Genomic DNA, 18,422 nt, shown 5'->3' on the forward strand with positions numbered 1-18,422 from the left:
GCAAAGGAGCGCGCCCATGTTCATCCAGACCGAAACCACCCCGAACCCCGCCACGCTGAAATTCCTGCCGGGCGAGACCGTTCTGGGAACCGGCACCGCCGACTTCCCCGAAATCGACTCGGCCGTCACCAGCCCGCTTGCCCGCCGCATTTTCGCCGTGCCGGGCGTTGCCGGTGTCTTTCTTGGTTCAGACTTCGTGACTGTAACCAAAGCTGACAGCGCGGTCTGGGATCACCTGAAGCCCTCGGTTCTGGGGGCGATCATGGAGCATTTCCAATCCGGCGCTCCGGCGATCGAAGGCAACTCGACCAGCGGTCACAACGATCAGGACGGCCCCGACGCCGAGATCGTGACCCAGATCAAGGAACTACTTGATACCCGCGTCCGCCCCGCCGTGGCGCAGGATGGTGGCGACATCACCTTTCACGGCTTCGACCGTGGCGTCGTCTATCTGCACATGCAAGGCGCATGCGCGGGCTGCCCGTCCTCGACCCTAACGTTGAAGATGGGGATCGAAAACCTGCTGCGTCATTATATCCCCGAGGTGACCGAGGTTCGTCCCGTTGCCTGAGGCGATTTCGCTGGGATTTGATACATCGGCCGCGCATTGCGCGGCCGCTTTGTTGCAAGGCGACCGGGTGCTGGCCACCCGCCACGAAGAGATGTCCCGCGGTCAAGCTGAACTGCTTTTTCCCCTGCTGACCGAGATCATGGCCGAAGGCGGCGTCGATTGGGGCGACCTTGCCGTGATCGGCGTCGGCACCGGACCGGGCAATTTCACCGGCATCCGCATCTCGGTTGCGGCGGCGCGCGGGCTGTCGCTGTCCTTGGGGATTCCGGCCATCGGCGTGGGCATCACCGAGGCCGCCGCGCTGGATCTGCCCCGTCCCTGCCGCGTTGCCGTGCCTTCCCGTGCTGGCGAGGTCATCTGGCAGGACTTCGGCACGGGTGTCGAAACCGCGCCGGATCAAGGCGCGCTGCCAGACCTGCCCGCCGGACCGGCTTTGCTGTCGCCCCTGCATCCCGTGGCCGAGGCGATTGCCCGCATCGCGCTGACCCGTCGTCACCAGACCGGTCTGCTGCGACCCGCGCCGATCTATCTGCGCCCCGCCGACGCCGCCCCCGCCCGCGACCGTGGTCCCGTCATCCTGACATGAGCGCTGATCTTCTGGCCGATCTGCATCTGCGCTGCTTTCGCGCCTATCCCCGCCCGTGGTCGGCGGCGGAAATCGAGGATCTGCTGGCCAGCAGGCTCAACTTTCTGCTGCACCGGCCGAACGGCTTCCTGATCGGACGCAACGTCGCGGACGAGGCAGAGCTGCTGACGGTCGCCGTATCTCCTGATTCCCGCAGGCAGGGGCTGGCCCGCTCGATGCTGGGCGAGTTCCACGAAACCGCGCGCGCACGCGGCGCAATCGAGGCTTTTCTAGAGGTCGCGTCGGATAACGAGCCGGCACGCGCATTGTATCTGTCCGAAGGCTGGGCCGAAGTCGGTTTGCGTCGGAATTACTATGCAAGAGGCATAGATGCGGTGCTGATGCGGCGCGCGCTCTAGCCGCGCAGAAGGCTGTTGACGCAAGTTGGCCCATGCGCCCTAATCCAATCATCACTCGGGCTGATCTGCCCGCAAACAGGTTGAGGTTCTGGAATGTCCCTGATGAAAACGCTGCTGGCAGGTGCCAGCCTGTCCCTATTGCCGCTGGCCGCAATGGCCGATCCGGCACTGATCTTCGACCTGGGCGGGAAATTCGACAAATCCTTCAACGAAGCGGCCTTTAACGGCGCCGAACGCTGGAAGGCCGAAACCGGCGGCAGCTACAAGGAACTCGAGATGCAGTCCGAGGCGCAGCGCGAGCAGGCTCTGCGTCGTCTGGCCGAGACCGGCGCCAACCCGATCGTCATGACCGGCTTTGCCTTTGGCGAGGTTCTGAACAAGATCGCGCCGGACTATCCGGACACGAAATTCGCCATCGTCGACATGGTCGTCGAACAGCCGAACGTGCAATCCATCGTCTTCACCGAGGAACAAGGCTCGTATCTGGCGGGCGTGATGGCGGCCAAAGCCTCGAAGTCGGGCACGGTCGGCTTTATCGGCGGCATGGATATCCCGCTGATCCACAAATTCGAATGCGGTTATGCGCAGGGTTTCAAAGCCACGAATCCCGAAGGCAAGGTCATCATCAACTATACCGGTACAACCCCCGCTGCATGGAACGATCCGGTGAAAGGCGGCGAACTGGTCAAAGCCCAGATCTCGCAAGGCGCGGACGTCATCTACGCAGCGGCGGGCGGCACGGGTATCGGCGTCCTGCAAGCCGCTGCGGATGCCAACATCCTGTCGATCGGCGTCGACAGCAACCAGAACCACCTGCATCCGGGCAAGGTCCTGACCTCGATGGTCAAGGGCGTCGACAACTCGATCTACGAGGCATTCAAGGCAGGAACCGATCTGCAGCCGGGCATCAAGGTCATGGACCTTGCTTCGGGTGGCGTTTCGGTTGCGCTGGATGACAACAACAAGCCTTTGGTCACCGAGGACATGACCGCCGCCGTCGATACCGCAAGCAAGGGCATCACCGGCGGCGAGATCAAGGTTCATGACTACATGACCGACAACACCTGCCCGGTGCAGTAATGGCGGGCCAGCCCGGCGCCGCGAACCCGTCCCCCGCAATCGAATTGCAGGGGATATCAAAGGCTTTCGGGCCGGTGCAGGCGAACAAGGACATCAATCTGGTCGTGCCGAAAGGCACGATCCACGGCATCATCGGCGAAAACGGGGCCGGAAAATCGACCCTGATGTCGATCCTTTATGGCTTCTACCGTCCCGATTCCGGCGAGATCCTGATCGGTGGCCAGCCCATCGCGATCACCGACAGCCAGACTGCCATCCGCGCGGGTATCGGCATGGTGTTCCAGCATTTCAAGCTGGTGCAGAACTTCACCGTGCTGGAAAACATCATCCTTGGTGCCGAGGATGGCGGTCTTTTGCGTCCCTCGCTGTCCCGCGCGCGCGGCGAGTTGAAACGGCTGGCCAACGAATACGAATTGCAGGTCGATCCCGATGCCTTGATCGAGGATCTTTCGGTCGGCCACCAGCAGCGGGTCGAAATCCTGAAAGCACTGTACCGTCAGGCCGACATCCTGATCCTTGACGAGCCGACCGGCGTCCTGACACCGGCCGAGGCCGATCACCTGTTCCGCATCCTGCGCGGGCTGCGGGACGAAGGCAAAACCATCATCCTGATCACGCATAAGCTGCGCGAGATCATGGAGATCACGGATAACGTCTCGGTCATGCGACGCGGCGAGATGGTCGCCTCGGTCAAGACCTCGGACACCAGTCCGGCGCAGCTCGCCGAATTGATGGTCGGGCGGAAGGTGCTGCTGCGCGTGGAAAAGGCCCCTGCCCGACCCGGAGCGCCGGTCCTTGAGGTGCGCGGTCTGCGCATGGTCGATGCCTCGGGCGTCGAGCGGCTGCGCGGCATCGATCTGGATATCCGCGCCGGTGAGGTTCTGGGAATCGCGGGCGTCGCGGGCAATGGCCAGACGCAATTGCTGGAAATCCTGGGCGGCTATCCCGAAACCGGCGCGAAGCTTGAGGGACAGATAAAACTCAAGGGCCAGCCTCTAGCGCTTGCCGGATCGGATGCACGGGCGCGGCGGCAGGCCGGCATCGGCCACATCCCCGAGGACCGGCAGGTCGAAGGGCTGATCATGGATTTCGCCGCGTGGGAAAACGTCGCCTTCGGCTATCACGACGCGCCCGAATTCCAGAATGGAATGCTGATGAACCAATCCGCGATCCGTGCGGATGCCGCCGCCAAGATGCAGCGCTTTGACGTGCGCCCGCCGAACCCCGAACTTGCGGCCAAGAACTTCTCGGGCGGAAACCAGCAAAAGATCGTCGTCGCGCGCGAGGTCGAGCGCAATCCCGATCTGTTGCTGATCGGTCAACCGACACGGGGCGTGGATATCGGCGCCATCGAGTTCATCCACAAGCGGCTCATCGAATTGCGGGACGCGGGCAAGGCTGTGCTGCTGGTTTCGGTCGAACTGGACGAGATCCTCGCGCTTTCGGACCGGATAGCCGTGATGTTCGACGGTCGTATCATGGGCGAACGACTGCCGCATGAAGCGACGACCGCCGATCTGGGCTGCCTGATGGCCGGAGTCGATCCCGCCACCACCGCGCCCGAGGATGCGATCCCGCCAGCCGCCGCCCATGTCGGGACACTGCCCGGACATACGGGATGAGACGCCGTCTGCCTCGGGCAGCGGTAACTGGAAAACAAAGAAGCCAAACAAGGCGCGTAAGGGGTAGGTAATGGACCGAATGCCGAAATGGGCGGATGTGATCCTGACGCCGCTGCTCTCATTGCTGCTGGCCTTTGCGATCTCGGCGCTGGTGATCGTGGCGATCGGAGAAAGTCCGGTCGAGGCGCTGAAGGTCATGGTCGAGGGGGCTTTGGGTTCCAGCTATGGCTGGGGCTTCACGCTGTATTACGCGACGAATTTCATCTTCACCGGTCTGGCCGTCACGGTCGCCTATCATGCCGGACTGTTCAACATCGGCGGTGAGGGCCAGGCAGCCATGGGGGGCTTGGGAGTCGCCTTGGTCCTGCTTGCCGTGCCATGGCCGCATTGGGCGCTGGCTTTACCAGCCGCGATGGTCGGGGCAGCGGTCTTCGGGGCATTGTGGGCGCTGATTCCGGCATGGCTGCAAGCCAAGCGCGGAAGCCATATCGTCATCACCACGATCATGTTCAACTTCATCGCGGCGGCGCTTTTGAACTACATGCTGGTGAACGTTCTGCGACCGGTCGGCAGCATGGATCCAGCCTCGGCCAGTTTTGCCGCTTCGACACATTTGCCCAAGATCTCGGACATGGCGCTGGCCTTCGGGATCACATGGGGCAAGAACACGCCCGCCAATGTCAGCTTCTTCGTCGCCGTCATCGCCTGTCTGCTGGTCTGGCTGCTGATCTGGCGCAGCCGTCTGGGATTCGAGATCCGCGCCCTTGGCAAATCCGAGCGCGGCGCGGTTTACGCCGGTATCTCTCCGGTCAAAATCACGGTCATCGCCATGCTGATCTCGGGCGGCTTGGCCGGACTGATGGCGATCAACAACGTCATGGGCGAAGCCGAGCGGCTGGTCCTGAACGCGGTCGAGGGCGCGGGCTTCATCGGAATCGCGGTCGCCCTGATGGGCCGCAACCATCCCGTCGGCGTATTGCTGGCGGCGCTGCTGTTCGGGTTCCTCTATCAGGGCGGAGGCGAACTGGCGCTATGGACCTCGGTCCCGCGCGAACTGATCGTGGTGATTCAGGCGCTTGTTATCCTGTTCACCGGAGCTTTGGACAATATGGTCCGCATTCCGCTTGAGCGGATATTCGCGGCCCTGCGCCGGAAGGGGAAAGCATGATGGATTTCCCGACGATCCTTCAAATTCTGGACTCCGCCGTCCGGCTGATGACCCCTTTGCTGCTCGCCTGTCTGGCCGGACTGTATTCCGAGCGCGCGGGCGTGTTCGACATCGGGCTGGAAGGCAAGATGCTGATGGCCGCATTCACCGCCGCCTCGGTTGCCTATGCCACCAACAGCGCATGGCTGGGCCTGTGCGCGGGGATACTTGGTGCGCTGGCGATGTCGATGATCCACGGGCTGGCGGCCATCACCTTCAGGGGCAACCAGTTGATCTCGGGGGTGGCGATCAACTTTCTTGCCTCGGGATTGACGGTGTTGCTCGGGCAAAAGATCTTCGGGCTAGCCGGGCGGACGCCTTCGCTGCAAGGCCCCGCGCGGTTCGGCGAAATCACTCTGCCCTTTGTCGATGCACTCAGGCCCGTGCCGATCATCGGCCCGATCTATGCCGAACTGATCTCCGGTCATTCGATCCTTGTCTATGTCGCCTTCGCGATGGTTCCGCTGACATGGTGGGTGCTATACCGCACCCGCTTTGGCCTGCGCCTGCGGGCGGTAGGCGAAAACCCCGCCTCGGTCGATACGGCTGGCGTCTCGGTGGCGCGGATGCGCTTTGCCGCCGTCGCGATCTGTGGCGTGCTATGCGGCATCGCCGGAGCTTATCTGGCCACCGGCATCTCGGCTGGATTCGTCAAAGAGATGACTGCCGGACGTGGCTTCATCGCGTTGGCCGCACTGATCTTTGCCAAATGGCGGCCGTGGAGCGCCTTGGGCGCAACATTCCTGTTCGGCTTGCTCGAGGCCTTGGCGAACCGCTTCCCGAATCTCGATCTGGGTATCGTCACCGTGCCCTCGATGTTCATGAGCGCACTGCCCTATATCCTGACCGTAGTCATTCTGGCCGGCTTCGTCGGCCGCGCCGTCCCGCCCCGCGCCGGAGGAGAGCCCTATGTCAAAGAGCGCTGAACTGGCCCGCCTGATCCGCGACCGTGCAGGTGAAGCCGCGCCGGAATTCGGGCTGATCCTTGGATCGGGTCTGGGGCATCTATCGGGCACGGTCGATGGAGTTGCCATCCCCTATTCCGACTTGGCCGGTTTCCCGCATGCCGGAGTCTCGGGTCATGTGCCGCAACTGGTGATCGGCGAACTCGAAGGCCGTCGCGTCGCGGTGTTTGGCGGTCGGGCGCATTACTATGAAACCGGTCGCGCCGATGCCATGCGCCTGCCGCTCGAGGTACTGCGTGAACTGGGGTGCGAGCGGATGATCCTGACCAATGCAGCCGGATCGCTCAGGGCCGATCTGCCGCCCGGATCACTGATGCTGCTGAACGATCACATTGCCTTCGCAGGTACCAATCCCTTGATCGGGGAACCGTCCGAGGCAAGGTTCGTGCCGATGACCGCGGCGCATGACCCCGACATCCGCGCGGGGCTGTCAGCCGCCGCAGCAGCCGAGGGCGTCGATTTGCCCGAGGGCGTCTATTGCTGGTTCTCGGGTCCGAGCTTTGAAACCCCTGCCGAGATCCGCGCTGCGAAAATTCTTGGCGCGGATGCCGTCGGCATGTCCACCGTCCCCGAGGTGATCCTTGGCCGGTTTCTTGGCCTGCGCTGTGCGGCGGTGTCCGTCATCACCAATATGGGCGCGGGACTGTCCGACGAATCGATCAGCCATGAACATACCAAAGCGATGGCGCCGCTGGGTGCAGCCAAGCTGGAAAAGGTGCTGCGGCGTTTCCTGCGCGCCTAAAGCGCGGCCAAGGCGCGTTCCACCTTGGTGGTCGCCGCGTCCAGATCGGCAAGATCTGACAGTTCGACAACAGGGATCTGCCCGTCATCATGTCGCGCGCGGTGACGGGCATAGCGCGGATCGTAGTGATCGTGCATAAGCCCTTCGGCCAGTCCGTTCCAATCGGCGGCATCGGCCTGCTTCAGCCATTCAGCGATGCGGTCCGCCGGATGCAGCGGCCGCAAACTGTCCAGTATCGCGGATAGCCGCGTCGCGTCCTGCGCAGCTTCGGAATAGGCTCCGGCAGTATAGGCCGCGCGGGCGGCCAGCGGGACAGACAACCGCAAGCGGGGTGCCGCGATGATTGCCTGCCAGATGCTGCGCGGCAGGTTCAGATCGCCGATACGCGAGCTTTCCCCCTCGAGAAGCAGGGGCCGCGTCGGGTCCAAGCATTCAAGCGCCATCGCAAGGCGGCTTTCGAACAGCTTCTGGGACGGTTGCCCGCCGGGCATCGCGCCGAACAAGCTGCCGCGATGGTTCGCCAGCCCCTCGAGGTCGATCATCTGATGCCCGCGTCGGGCCAGCCTTTGCAGGATCTCGGTCTTGGCGCTGCCGGTATTGCCGTCCAGCACGATCACCGGTGAGGCAATGGGCGTATTCTGCATCCGCTCGACAACCAAAGCGCGCCACGCCTTGTAGCCGCCCTCGATCCGTCCGACCCGCCAGCCGATCTGGGCAAGGATCGTGGCAAAGGCACCCGAGCGTTGGCCGCCGCGCCAGCAATAGACCAACGGCCGCCAGCCACCGCCATAACCGGAAAGCGGGCCAGCGATATGGCGCGAGACATTGGCCGCGACCATAGCTCCACCCAGTTTGCGGGCATCGAACGGAGAGATCTGCTTGTAGATCGTACCGACCTGCGCGCGTTCGTCGTTCGACAGGACCGGCAGGTTGATCGCACCCGGTAAATGATCCTCGGCGAACTCCAAGGGCGAGCGGGCGTCGATGATGGTGTCGAACCCGGCCAGCGCCGGATCCGACAACGATGTCAGACGAATGTCCAATCAGTAGACGTAGACGGGCGTTCCGACCGGAACTTGCTCGTACAGGTCCATGACGGCCTCGTTGCGCATCCGCAGGCAGCCGTTCGAAACCGCGCGACCGATCGAGCCCGGCTCGGTCGTGCCATGGATGCGGATCGAGGTGTCGTTACCCTTGGCGTCGTAAAGATACAGCGCGCGTGCGCCCAGCGGGTTGGTCGGGCCACCCGGCATACCGTCGGCCCATTTGCCATATTGCTGCGGCTTGCGCTTGATCATCGCGGGCGTCGGAGTCCAGCTGGGCCATTCGGTCTTGCGGCCAACACTGGCGCGCCCGCGCCAGATCAGTTCGGCGGTGCCGACGGCAACACCGTAGCGGATCGCGCGGCCCGGAGCGACGACGTGGTACAGGAAGAAGTCTTTCGAGACGACGACAATGCTGCCCACCTCGAAATCAGGGCGGATCGCCACCTCGGTCGGGGCATAGGGGTCACGCTTCGCAACCGGCTTGGCAGCAGGCGCAGCGGGCAAGTTTTTGGTTTGCGCCAGCGCCAGCGACGGCGCGGCCACCAGCGGCAGGGTAAGCATCAGCATCTGACGGCGGTTCATCATCCATTCCTGACTTCGGGCAAAGGTTGGGTTTCGGGTAACGATTCGCGGAGCCAGGATCAACTCAAAGCGCCGTGACGCGGTTGAAAGCTTGCGGAATCGTGCCTAGCTTGCATCGGGAAGGAGCCCGCAGATGTGCTGTGCGACCCAAATCACGCCAAAGCCGCGCCGTCGCGCCCATGCGCGACCCGAACATCTGTGTCGGGGCAGTGGCAATCGCGGTTGTCGCTGTCACCTTTCCGCGCGGCCACGGCTGTCCCATGCACCTGTCCTTCCTCCGGTCCGGTTGCGTGTTCCCGTAGCTGATGCGCCACAGCGCGCTCCAAGACGACCGCAAGCCCCGCCGCTCCTTGCCTGAAGCGCGTTTTCGCAATTCAGACAGGAACAGGAACCATGACAAAACATTCGAATATCCCGAACGGTGATGCACAACTGGCCATCACCGGAATGAGCTGTGCCTCATGCGTGGGTCGCGTCGAAAAGGCCCTGAAAGCCGTGCCGGGGATCAGCGCGCCCAGCGTGAACCTTGCGACCGGTCAGGCACATTTCCATCTGACCAGCCCCGACGGCATGGCCGATGCGGTGGCCGCGCTGGAGAAAGCGGGTTATCCGGCTGCGCTACTGGAAACCCGACTTGCGATCGAGGGGATGAGCTGCGCCTCATGTGTGGGTCGCGTCGAAAAGGCGCTGTCGGCCTTGCCCGGTGTCACCTCGGCCACCGTCAACCTTGCTACCGGAGCCGCGGCGATCAGCCACTCGCCCGCGACTGCACCGCAAGCACTGGCGGATACCGTGACCGCCAAGGGCTATCCCGCCAAGGTGATCGTCCCCGACCAGCACCACCATATGCACGATCACGGTGGCGATGCCGCCACCTTGCGCCACAATTTCTTGCTCGCGCTGGCTCTGACTATACCCGTCTTTCTGGTCGAAATGGGTGGCCATGCCTTTCCCGCGCTGCATCACTGGCTATATGCAACCATCGGCCGGACACCGCTTTGGTTCTTCGGGTTCTTGCTGACGACAGCGGTACTCGCCGGACCGGGCAAGGTCTTCTTCCGCGTCGGTATCCCCGCCTTGCTGCGCGGCGCACCTGAAATGAACAGCCTTGTCGCGCTGGGGGCGGGTGCGGCCTGGCTATATTCGACGGTCGCGACCTTCCTGCCGCATGTGCTGCCCCAAAGCGCGCTGCATGTCTATTTCGAGGCCGCCGCCGTCATCGTCACGCTGATCCTGATGGGCCGCTGGCTGGAGGCGCGCGCCAAAGGCCAAGCCGGAGCCGCGATCCGGCGGCTGGTCGAACTGACGCCCGATACCGCGCTTGTGGAACGTGGCGGACAAGCGGTCGAACTGCCGGTAGCCCAACTCGCAGCAGGTGACATCGTGCATCTGCGCCCCGGCGAACGGGTTGCCGTCGATGGCCTCCTGACCGTAGGCAGCGGAGCAATCGACGAATCCATGCTGACCGGAGAGCCGGTTCCAGTCACCAAATCCGCAGGGGATCCGGTCACGGGGGGCACGGTCAACGGCATGTCCGCCCTGACCTATCGCGTCACGGCCACCGGCGCGGATACCGTACTGGCGCGCATCATCCGGCTGGTCCAGGACGCGCAGGCCAGCAAGCTGCCGGTTCAGGCAGCCGTCGACCGTATCACCGCCATCTTTGTGCCGGTTGTGATCGGGCTGGCGCTGCTTGCCTTTGCAGGTTGGTTGCTGGCGACGGGCTCGTTGGGTCAGGCGCTGGTCGCCGCGATCTCGGTCCTGATCATCGCTTGCCCCTGTGCAATGGGGTTGGCCGTGCCGGTCTCGATCATGGTCGGAACCGGACGCGGGGCCGAACTCGGGATTCTGTTCCGCCGCGGCGACGCCTTGCAGCATCTAGCGGATGCCGAGATCGTCGGCTTCGACAAGACCGGCACGCTGACCTTGGGACGCCCTACCCTGCGGGAACTGATGACGAATGGCCTGTCCAAGGACGAGGCTTTGCGCCTTGCCGCCTCGGCCGAGGCCCGCTCGGAGCATCCGCTTGCAGCGGCAATCGTCGCGGCGGCCAAGGAACGCGGGCTTGGATTGGCCGATGCTCAGTCCGTCACGGCCAGCGTCGGGCGCGGCCTGACCGCCCGCGTTGACGGGCATGATCTGTTGATCGGCAATGCCGATGCCATGACCGAGGCCGGAATAACCCCGGATGCGACCTTGATCGACCGCGCCCGCGATTGGGCCAGCGAAGGCGCGACGCCCGTGCATCTGGCCTGTGATGGCCGGCACATCGCAGCGATGGCTCTGGCTGATCCGCTGCGCCCCGAGGCCGCCCAAGCCATCGCCGAACTGGATGCGATGGGGCTGCAAACAGTGATGATCTCGGGGGATGTGCAGGCCACGGCCGATGCGGTCGGGCGAAAACTGGGCATCGACCGGGTGATCGCAGGCGTTTTGCCGGAGGGCAAATTGCAGGTCATTCGTGACATGGGCAAGAATACGGTTTTTGTCGGCGACGGGATCAACGACGCCCCTGCCCTTGCGGCGGCACGAACCGGAATCGCGATCGGAACCGGCACCGATGTCGCCATCGAATCAGCCGAAGTCGTCTTGTCCGGTGGTGATCCGCAGGGCGTTTCGCGCGCCATTCGGCTTTCGCGAGCTGTCATGCGGAACATCAGGCAGAACCTTTTCTGGGCGTTTGCCTATAATGCTGCGCTGATTCCGGTCGCGATGGGGATACTTGTGCCTTTCGGAGGGCCGCAGCTTTCCCCTATGCTTGGAGCGGGCGCCATGGCGCTTTCTTCGGTCTTCGTGGTGACAAATGCATTGAGGCTTAGACGTTTCGCATGATGCTACGTATCCTTGCCCTTCTGATCGGCCTTGGCGGCATTCCTGCCGCCAGTTGGGCGGATCCTGTCAGGCTTCTGGTCTTTGGCGACAGCCTCACCGAGGGCTATGGTCTTGCCACCGATGACGGTCTGGTCCCGCAGCTGCAGCAATGGCTGGTCGCGCGGGGCCATGATGTCGAAGTGATCAATGACGGGGCATCAGGTCACCAGACCTCGGATGGCAAGAAACGCATCGCATCTTCGCTGGAACGGTTCTCGCCTGATGCGGTCATCGTCGAACTGGGCGGGAACGACCTGATCTCGGATGTCGATCCGAAGGTGACCGAAGCCAATCTGGATTCGATTCTGGCGCAGGCAGGCACGGACGGCAGGCCGCTGCTTCTGGTCGGGATCGCCCGACCCGAGCGTGACCGCATCCGACGTCAGGCATGGGCCGATATCTGGCCAAGGCTGGCGCAGAAACATGACGCCCTGCTGCTGGAAAACCTGTACGGGCCGTTCTTTGGCCTTACGAGGCGACAGCAGGCCAAGATGTTGCAACAGGACCGCATTCACGCCTCGGCGGAAGGGATCAAGCTGATCATCGAAAGTCTTGGCCCTAAGGTCGAGGAACTGGTCCATGAGGTCGAGGCGATGAAGGTCGGTACAAACTGACCAGTCACAGAGTTCACATCGCACTTGCTAGAAACGACTTCACCCCGCCTTTTCGGGCAGGGTGTGGTCACTGTCATTTCCGCCGACCGCGAATCGATCGATCAGCGGAGGCAGGAGCGGATCAGGCTTTCGCCAGCTCGCGTTTGATTTTCAGCGCGCGGTCCGAAAGCTCGGCTTCGCGGGCTTTGATCAGGAACGCGTCCAGACCACCACGGTGGTCAACCGAACGCAGAGCAGCAGCCGAAATACGCAGCTGGTAGGTACGGCCGAGTTTTTCCGAGATCAGCGAGACCTCGTTCAGGTTCGGCAGAAACCGGCGGCGGGTTTTGTTATTGGCGTGGGACACGTTGTTGCCGCTCATCGGGCCCTTGCCGGTCAGTTCGCAAACGCGCGACATGATCTTTTTCCTTCGATTCGATCCTGCACGGGCGGTTGCCCGCAATATGAAAGGGCGCCGCGTGGCAGCGCCCGGAAATCTGTCTGCGGGGAAATACGGGTTGATTGGGGGCGCGTCAAGTCTTTTTGCCAGCGTTTCCTGAGCTGGCGCGGGGTTGAAGCAGCTTTCCCATGCGTTTTCCGACAGTTCCCCACATATAGGCCAATGCAGCAGCGGTGTGAAGACGCCGAATCCGGGCGAATCGCAGCGATCCGATGGATGACCGCCCACGAATCCCGATCACCCGCCTTGCCGAGCACCTGACCGGTAACTAGCTTCGCCTGACATGAAACCACGTTTCGACCATATCACTCGCCGCTCACTTCTGGTCGGCATGGCAGCGACAGGCTGGACCGCAGCCGCGCAGGCCAAAGACGCAACCGCGCTGCGGTTGATGATGGTACGCCGCAAGGGCTGCGTCTACTGTGCGCAATGGGATCGCGAGATTGCTCCGATCTACGGCCAGCACCCCGAGGGGCGCGCCGCACCTTTGGTCATGCTGGACATAGACGGCCCCTATCCCGATGGATTGGCGCTGGACCGGATGCCCTGGCTGACGCCCAGCTTCATCCTGCTGAATGGCGGTATGGAAATCACCCGATACGAAGGCTATCCCGGCGCCGACCACTTCTTCCCGATGCTGGGAACGATGTTGGCGCGGGCCCGCGCCTCTGGCTGAGGCTTTCACCCTGCGCAGGCTTGCGCTATCTGATGCCCCGTAACCAATTTGATGAACGGGGCAGCCATGCACGACATCCGCGCTATCCGCGAAAATCCCGCCGCTTTTGACGCAGCCCTCGGTCTGCGCAACATGCCGCCGGTTTCGCCCGAGATCCTGTCGCTGGACGCCGACCGCCGCTCTCGCATCACCGCCGCAGAGGCCGCTCAGGCCGAACAGAACAAGGCCAGCAAGGAAGCCGGAGTTGCCAAGGGCCGCGGCGACGATGCCGAGTTCGAACGTCTGCGCGCCTTGGTTTCGGCCAAGAAGGAAGAAGTCGCGCAGATGCAGGCCGAGGCCGCCGCGCTGGACGAGCGTCTGAACGAGATGCTGCAAGGCATCCCTAACCTGCCGATCGAAGGCGTTCCCGCCGGTGCGGACGAAAATGACAATGTCGAAATCCGCCGCTGGGGTGAGCCGCGCAGCTTCGACTTCACGCCGCGCGAACATTACGAGATCGGTTCCGTCGTTCCCGGCATGGATTTCGAAACGGCGGCCAAGCTTTCCGGCTCGCGCTTTGTTCTGCTCAAGGGCAGCGTCGCCCGCATCCACCGCGCGCTTGGCCAGATGATGCTGGATCTGCATACCGAAGAACACGGCCTGAACGAGACATGGACTCCGGTTCTGGTCCTGTCGCGCATGATGGAGGGCACCGGACAGCTGCCGAAATTCGGTGAGGACAGCTACCAGACCCGCGAAGGCTGGTGGCTGATCCCGACGTCAGAGGTGACGCTGACCAACACCGTTCATGGCGACCTGATCGAACAGGCATCGCTTCCGCGCCGGATGGTGGCGCATAGCCAGTGCTTCCGCTCGGAAGCGGGCAGCGCGGGGCGGGACACGTCGGGGATGCTGCGTCAGCACCAGTTCGAAAAGGTCGAGATGGTCTCGATCACCGATGCCGAAAACGGCATGGCCGAACATGCCCGCATGACCCGCTGCGCCGAAGCCGTACTGGAACGACTGGGCCTGCCCTATCGCACCATGCTGCTGTGCGGCGGCGATATGGGCTTCGGTGCACGGATCACCCACGATCTTGAGGTCTGGCTACCCGGCCAGAACCGTTATCGCGAGATTTCCTCGGTCAGCTATTGCGGCGACTTCCAGGCTCGCCGGATGAACGCCCGCTACCGTCCCGAAGCCGGTGGCAAGCCCGAATTCGTCCACACGCTGAACGGCTCGGGTCTGGCGGTCGGGCGTACGCTGATCGCGGTGCTGGAAAACGGACAGCAGGCAGACGGTTCGGTCGACCTGCCCGAGGCGCTGCATCCCTATCTGGGAGGCAAAACCCGCCTTGATGCCGAGGGCCGGCTGGTCTGACGGAACGGAACGGTGCGGAATTCTCTCTGCGCCGCCGAAAAGACCGAAACCCGGCGGGCCTGTGCCGCGTTCCGCTAGCATGAGACCTGCCGGGGCTGTCATCCTTTTCATCACCACGCTGGCGTTCATCGTCAGCACGATGGCCTATGCCCTGCGCCCCGTCGCTGCGGCGATGGTTCCTGCAGCCGACTATACATCGGGTCCGCTCATCGAAATCCAGATCCAGTTTCTGGATCTGGCCGGTCAATTCATACAACCGCGCGTCTTGGCGATGTCGGGGCTTCTGACAGTGACATGGCTTGCGCTTGGCTACCACGCCATCCGTCAATTCGGTGCGGAACAACTGGATCGCGTCCGCGGCGAAGGTCTGGGAGACAACGCGGTCCTGATCGCGGGCCTTTTGGCCGGAGCCTCGTGGCCATGGCTGCGCGATGAACATCCGATGCCCAGCTTTCTGCTTTGCTTGCTGATGCTGGCCGGATTTCTGGGCGCGGCGTTACGCAACATGCGATTGGCCGGAGAGTTCCGCAACAGCGCGGCGCTGGGTTTCGCGGCAGGCTGGGCGACGCTTGTGACCTGCGCCCTTTTCGCGACCTTGCTGCAATCCGAGCTGGGCGCGCCGATGACGCTGGCAACCGGAGTCGCGATCCTGATCGCGGCGCTTGCTTCGGTCAATGTGCAACTGCGGATCGGTCAGACCATCAGTTTCAGCATCGCCGTTATCTGGGGAATGATCGGGCTGGCCGCAGGGGCCGTCACCGCCGAGGCTGCGCTGGCGATGATGGCCGTTCTGGCAATTGCGGTGATTGCGGTGGCGTTGGTGCGGGTCACGACCTGACCCGCATTCTCACGCGTCCTTCGGCTTCTGCCGGACCTTGTGCTTGGACAATGCACCCGACTGGTTGATCTTGTTTGCCTTGGCCAGATAGGGGTTCTTGGTCCCCTGATCGCGGAAGGTCAGACGGATCGGCGTGCCCGGCATGTCAAAATCCGCACGCAAGCCGTTCACCAGATAACGCGCATAGCTGTCGGGAATTTTGTCGGTATGCGTCGCCATGACGACAAAGGCCGGAGGCCGCGTCTTGATCTGGGTCATATAACGCAGACGGATGCGGCGACCACCGGGGGCTGGCGGCGGGTGCGCCTCGGTCATGGCGCCCAGCCATTGGTTCAGTCGGGCGGTCGGCACGCGGCGGTTCCAGACGTCATGCGCCTTGATGATCGCATTGTGCAAACGGTCCAGCCCCTTGCCCGTGCGAGCCGAGACAGTAACCAGCGGTGCGCCTTTCAACTGCGGAAGCAGACGCTCGAATGCCTCGCGCAATTCGTTCAGTTTTTGCGGCTTGTCGTCTTCAAGATCCCATTTATTCGCGGCGATCACGACGGCACGGCCTTCGGTTTCGGCGAAGTCCGCGATGCGCAGATCCTGCTGCTCGAAGGGGATGCCCACATCAAGCAGCACGACGACAACCTCGGCAAAGCGCACCGCGCGCAAGCCATCGGCAACGGAAAGCTTCTCGACCTTGTCGGTGACACGCGCCTTTTTGCGCATTCCCGCCGTATCGAAGATACGGATAGGCGTACCCATGAAATCGGCACTGACACTGATCGAGTCGCGGGTGATCCCGGCCTCGGGACCGGTCAGCAGCCGGTCCTCGCCGATGATCTTGTTGATCAGCGTCGACTTGCCCGCATTCGGACGACCGATAACGGCGATCTGCAAGGGCTTCGCGGCACTGGGACGCCAATCCTCAAGGTCTTCTGCATCATCGTCTTCGGACACGTCGACATCGGTGACGGGCGCTTGATGGACGTTCTCGGCCTCGAACACATCTGCGAGCGGCACGAGAACGCGGTACAGATCGTCCATCCCCTCGCCATGTTCGGCGGACAGTCGCAGCGGTTCGCCCAAGCCAAGCCCGTAGGCCTCAAGCACACCGGCTTCGCCAGCGCGACCCTCGGCCTTGTTAGCGGCAAGGATGACATGCTTGGCGCGTTTGCGCAGAATATCGGCGAAGTATTCGTCCGCCGCAGTCACGCCGACGCGGGCGTCGATCACGAACAGGCAGATGTCCGCTTCATCCACGGCGCGCTCGGTCAGGCGGCGCATCCGCCCTTGCAGACTGTCATCATCGACCAGTTCCAGACCGGCCGAATCGACGACGATGAAGCGCAGGTCGCCCAACCGCCCCTGCCCCTCGCGCAGATCGCGCGTGACACCCGGCTGATCATCGACCAGCGCCAGTCGTTTACCGACGAGGCGATTGAATAGCGTGGACTTACCGACATTCGGCCGCCCGACAATGGCGAGTGTGAAGCTCATCTGTATGCGATCAGTTGGCCGCCATGAGTGACGACATAAAGGGTCTGGCCTGCGACAGCCGGGGCCGCTGCGGCGCCGCCCGGGATCTCGGCAGTGCCGATCAGGGCGCCCGTTGCGGGGTCGAAGACGCGCAGATAACCGTCCGACGAGGCAAGGTAAAGCCGATTCCCTGCAAGAACCGGACCGTAGTGATTCCAGACCTTGTCCTGCTTGCGCACGATTTCCTTGGTGAAATACGGCAGCTTCTGCGCCCAGACCCTTGCGCCGTTCGACGCATCTAGCCGCAGAAGCTGGGCTTGGTCATTGACGACAAAGACAGAATTGCCTGCAACCAGAACCGGACTGGAGGCGCCTTCGGGAGCTTCCCATTTGGTTGCGCCGGTGGCCAGATCATAGGCTCCGACACGGCCCGAATTCGTGCCAGCATAGACCGTGCTGCCCACGATGACCGGATCTCCGGTCACGTCGCGGAACAGGGTAACCGAGCGGCCAAGCCGCGAACCGGCGACGTTCGCGGTCCAGATCTGGGAACCTTGCGATGTATCGACGCCGACAAGTTGGCCCGAGGTAAAGGGGAAGACAGCCGTTCCGCCAGCCACTGCCGGACCGCTGCTGCCCATAACGCCAGCCATGCCGTTATTGCCGAAGGCCCGCCACATGACCTTGCCATCCGACGCCCGAACGGCCCAACCGGTCCCGTTGCGTCCCATGACATAGGCAATGCCGTTTTCAACGGTCGGCGCGCCGCCAATCGGGGCCTCGACCCGTTGACGCCATGCGACACCACCAGTGCGGGCATCGATCGCAACCAGTTCGCCATATCCGGTCGTGGCAAAAACGCGACCACCTTCATAGGCCAGCCCGCCGCCCGAGACACTGCTGTTGCTTTCAGCCGCGGGACGAAGGTTCGTACTCCAGACGCGGCCGCCATTGGTGGCCGTCGCGGTAACAGTCGATTGCGAGTCAAGCGTATAGACAAGCCCGCCTGCAACTATGGGATCGGCCGTGATGCGATAGCGGCGATCCGAGGCCGCGCCGATCGGAGCAGCGAAGACACGGTTCGTTCCCGCGCCTAGCGCCATATTCCCCGAGGAATGGCTGGCGCTGCCCGCACGTTGCGGCCAGTCCGAGTTCCCGCGTACCGGCGGCAATGACAGGGCGGTGGTCGTCGGACCCACCGCACCCTGCACTGCAGGCCCGTCGGGCGAGGTTACAGCACGCGGGCTCAGCCGTTCACCGGGCAGAACCTCATCACGCTGGTTGCAGGCCGTCAGGGCCACGATGCCGGTCAGGGCGGCAATCAGGGGCAACCGGGTCATCGCTGTCTCCTCTTTGCGGCGC

At 63.2% G+C, this 18,422-nt stretch carries 18 protein-coding genes; 13 read left to right on the forward strand and 5 right to left on the reverse strand.

The features are described 5' to 3' along the window. Nucleotides 1-16 precede the first annotated feature (16 nt). The 8 genes from GL286_RS02030 (at nucleotide 17) to GL286_RS02065 (ending at nucleotide 7,171) form a co-directional block, all read left to right on the forward strand. A complete protein-coding gene (locus GL286_RS02030; RefSeq protein WP_155093877.1) occupies nucleotides 17-571 on the forward strand; it encodes a NifU family protein in 555 nt (184 codons plus the stop codon). Next, entirely contained in the window at nucleotides 564-1,157 is a 594-nt protein-coding gene (tsaB, locus tag GL286_RS02035) for a tRNA (adenosine(37)-N6)-threonylcarbamoyltransferase complex dimerization subunit type 1 TsaB (protein WP_155093878.1), read from the forward strand. The genes GL286_RS02030 and tsaB overlap by 8 nt, the downstream gene beginning before the upstream one ends. Next, nucleotides 1,154-1,555: a GNAT family N-acetyltransferase gene (locus GL286_RS02040; protein WP_155093879.1), complete on the forward strand. Its 402-nt coding sequence runs from the start codon at nucleotides 1,154-1,156 to the stop codon at nucleotides 1,553-1,555. The genes tsaB and GL286_RS02040 overlap by 4 nt, the downstream gene beginning before the upstream one ends. A gap of 93 nt (nucleotides 1,556-1,648) precedes the next feature. Further along, complete coding sequence (locus GL286_RS02045; RefSeq protein ID WP_155093880.1) at nucleotides 1,649-2,635, forward strand: BMP family lipoprotein; 987 nt, start codon at nucleotides 1,649-1,651, stop codon at nucleotides 2,633-2,635. Beyond that, a complete protein-coding gene (locus tag GL286_RS02050) occupies nucleotides 2,635-4,257 on the forward strand; it encodes an ABC transporter ATP-binding protein (RefSeq protein WP_155093881.1) in 1,623 nt (540 codons plus the stop codon). Before GL286_RS02045 ends, GL286_RS02050 begins: the two co-directional genes overlap by 1 nt. Nucleotides 4,258-4,327: 70 nt before the next feature. Continuing rightward, nucleotides 4,328-5,425 (forward strand): ABC transporter permease, encoded by a 1,098-nt coding sequence (locus GL286_RS02055; RefSeq protein WP_155093882.1) that lies wholly within the window; start codon nucleotides 4,328-4,330, stop codon nucleotides 5,423-5,425. Continuing rightward, entirely contained in the window at nucleotides 5,425-6,390 is a 966-nt protein-coding gene (locus tag GL286_RS02060) for an ABC transporter permease (protein ID WP_155094497.1), read from the forward strand. The genes GL286_RS02055 and GL286_RS02060 overlap by 1 nt, the downstream gene beginning before the upstream one ends. Then, entirely contained in the window at nucleotides 6,374-7,171 is a 798-nt protein-coding gene (locus GL286_RS02065; protein WP_155093883.1) for a purine-nucleoside phosphorylase, read from the forward strand. The genes GL286_RS02060 and GL286_RS02065 overlap by 17 nt, the downstream gene beginning before the upstream one ends. Here GL286_RS02065 and mnmH read toward each other — a convergent pair. Beyond that, nucleotides 7,168-8,214 carry a tRNA 2-selenouridine(34) synthase MnmH gene (gene mnmH, locus GL286_RS02070; protein ID WP_155093884.1) on the reverse strand — a complete coding sequence of 349 codons (1,047 nt, stop codon included), beginning with the start codon at nucleotides 8,212-8,214 and terminating at the stop codon, nucleotides 7,168-7,170. The two genes, GL286_RS02065 and mnmH, sit on opposite strands and share 4 nt — an antisense overlap. Next, nucleotides 8,215-8,799 carry a L,D-transpeptidase gene (locus GL286_RS02075; protein WP_155093885.1) on the reverse strand — a complete coding sequence of 195 codons (585 nt, stop codon included), beginning with the start codon at nucleotides 8,797-8,799 and terminating at the stop codon, nucleotides 8,215-8,217. 393 nt (nucleotides 8,800-9,192) lie between these two features. Between GL286_RS02075 and GL286_RS02080 the strand changes: the two genes are divergently transcribed. After that, entirely contained in the window at nucleotides 9,193-11,631 is a 2,439-nt protein-coding gene (locus GL286_RS02080; protein WP_155093886.1) for a heavy metal translocating P-type ATPase, read from the forward strand. Beyond that, entirely contained in the window at nucleotides 11,628-12,284 is a 657-nt protein-coding gene (locus GL286_RS02085) for a GDSL-type esterase/lipase family protein (protein ID WP_246184800.1), read from the forward strand. The genes GL286_RS02080 and GL286_RS02085 overlap by 4 nt, the downstream gene beginning before the upstream one ends. A gap of 121 nt (nucleotides 12,285-12,405) precedes the next feature. Here the strand turns inward: GL286_RS02085 and rpmB are convergent, their stop codons facing one another. Next, nucleotides 12,406-12,681 carry a 50S ribosomal protein L28 gene (gene rpmB, locus GL286_RS02090; protein ID WP_155093887.1) on the reverse strand — a complete coding sequence of 92 codons (276 nt, stop codon included), beginning with the start codon at nucleotides 12,679-12,681 and terminating at the stop codon, nucleotides 12,406-12,408. A 325-nt stretch (nucleotides 12,682-13,006) separates the two neighbouring features. Here rpmB and GL286_RS02095 point away from each other — a divergent pair, with 325 nt between their 5' ends. The 3 genes from GL286_RS02095 (at nucleotide 13,007) to GL286_RS02105 (ending at nucleotide 15,596) form a co-directional block, all read left to right on the forward strand. Continuing rightward, entirely contained in the window at nucleotides 13,007-13,399 is a 393-nt protein-coding gene (locus tag GL286_RS02095; RefSeq protein WP_246184801.1) for a thioredoxin domain-containing protein, read from the forward strand. Nucleotides 13,400-13,465: 66 nt separating this feature from the next. Further along, nucleotides 13,466-14,758 carry a serine--tRNA ligase gene (serS, locus tag GL286_RS02100; RefSeq protein WP_155093888.1) on the forward strand — a complete coding sequence of 431 codons (1,293 nt, stop codon included), beginning with the start codon at nucleotides 13,466-13,468 and terminating at the stop codon, nucleotides 14,756-14,758. Between the two features lie 79 nt (nucleotides 14,759-14,837). After that, nucleotides 14,838-15,596, forward strand: coding sequence for a hypothetical protein (locus tag GL286_RS02105; protein ID WP_155093889.1), 759 nt, complete (start codon nucleotides 14,838-14,840; stop codon nucleotides 15,594-15,596). Nucleotides 15,597-15,605: 9 nt separating this feature from the next. Here GL286_RS02105 and der read toward each other — a convergent pair whose 3' ends face one another. Both der and GL286_RS02115 read right to left on the reverse strand, forming a co-directional pair. Next, nucleotides 15,606-17,081 carry a ribosome biogenesis GTPase Der gene (gene der, locus GL286_RS02110; protein WP_155093890.1) on the reverse strand — a complete coding sequence of 492 codons (1,476 nt, stop codon included), beginning with the start codon at nucleotides 17,079-17,081 and terminating at the stop codon, nucleotides 15,606-15,608. Continuing rightward, on the reverse strand, nucleotides 17,078-18,400 hold the full coding sequence (locus tag GL286_RS02115; RefSeq protein WP_155093891.1) for a PQQ-like beta-propeller repeat protein: 1,323 nt from the start codon (nucleotides 18,398-18,400) through the stop codon (nucleotides 17,078-17,080). Before GL286_RS02115 ends, der begins: the two co-directional genes overlap by 4 nt. Nucleotides 18,401-18,422: the final 22 nt, after the last annotated feature.

It is taken from the genome of Paracoccus aestuariivivens (genome assembly GCF_009711225.1).
Lineage (GTDB): Bacteria > Pseudomonadota > Alphaproteobacteria > Rhodobacterales > Rhodobacteraceae > Paracoccus > Paracoccus aestuariivivens.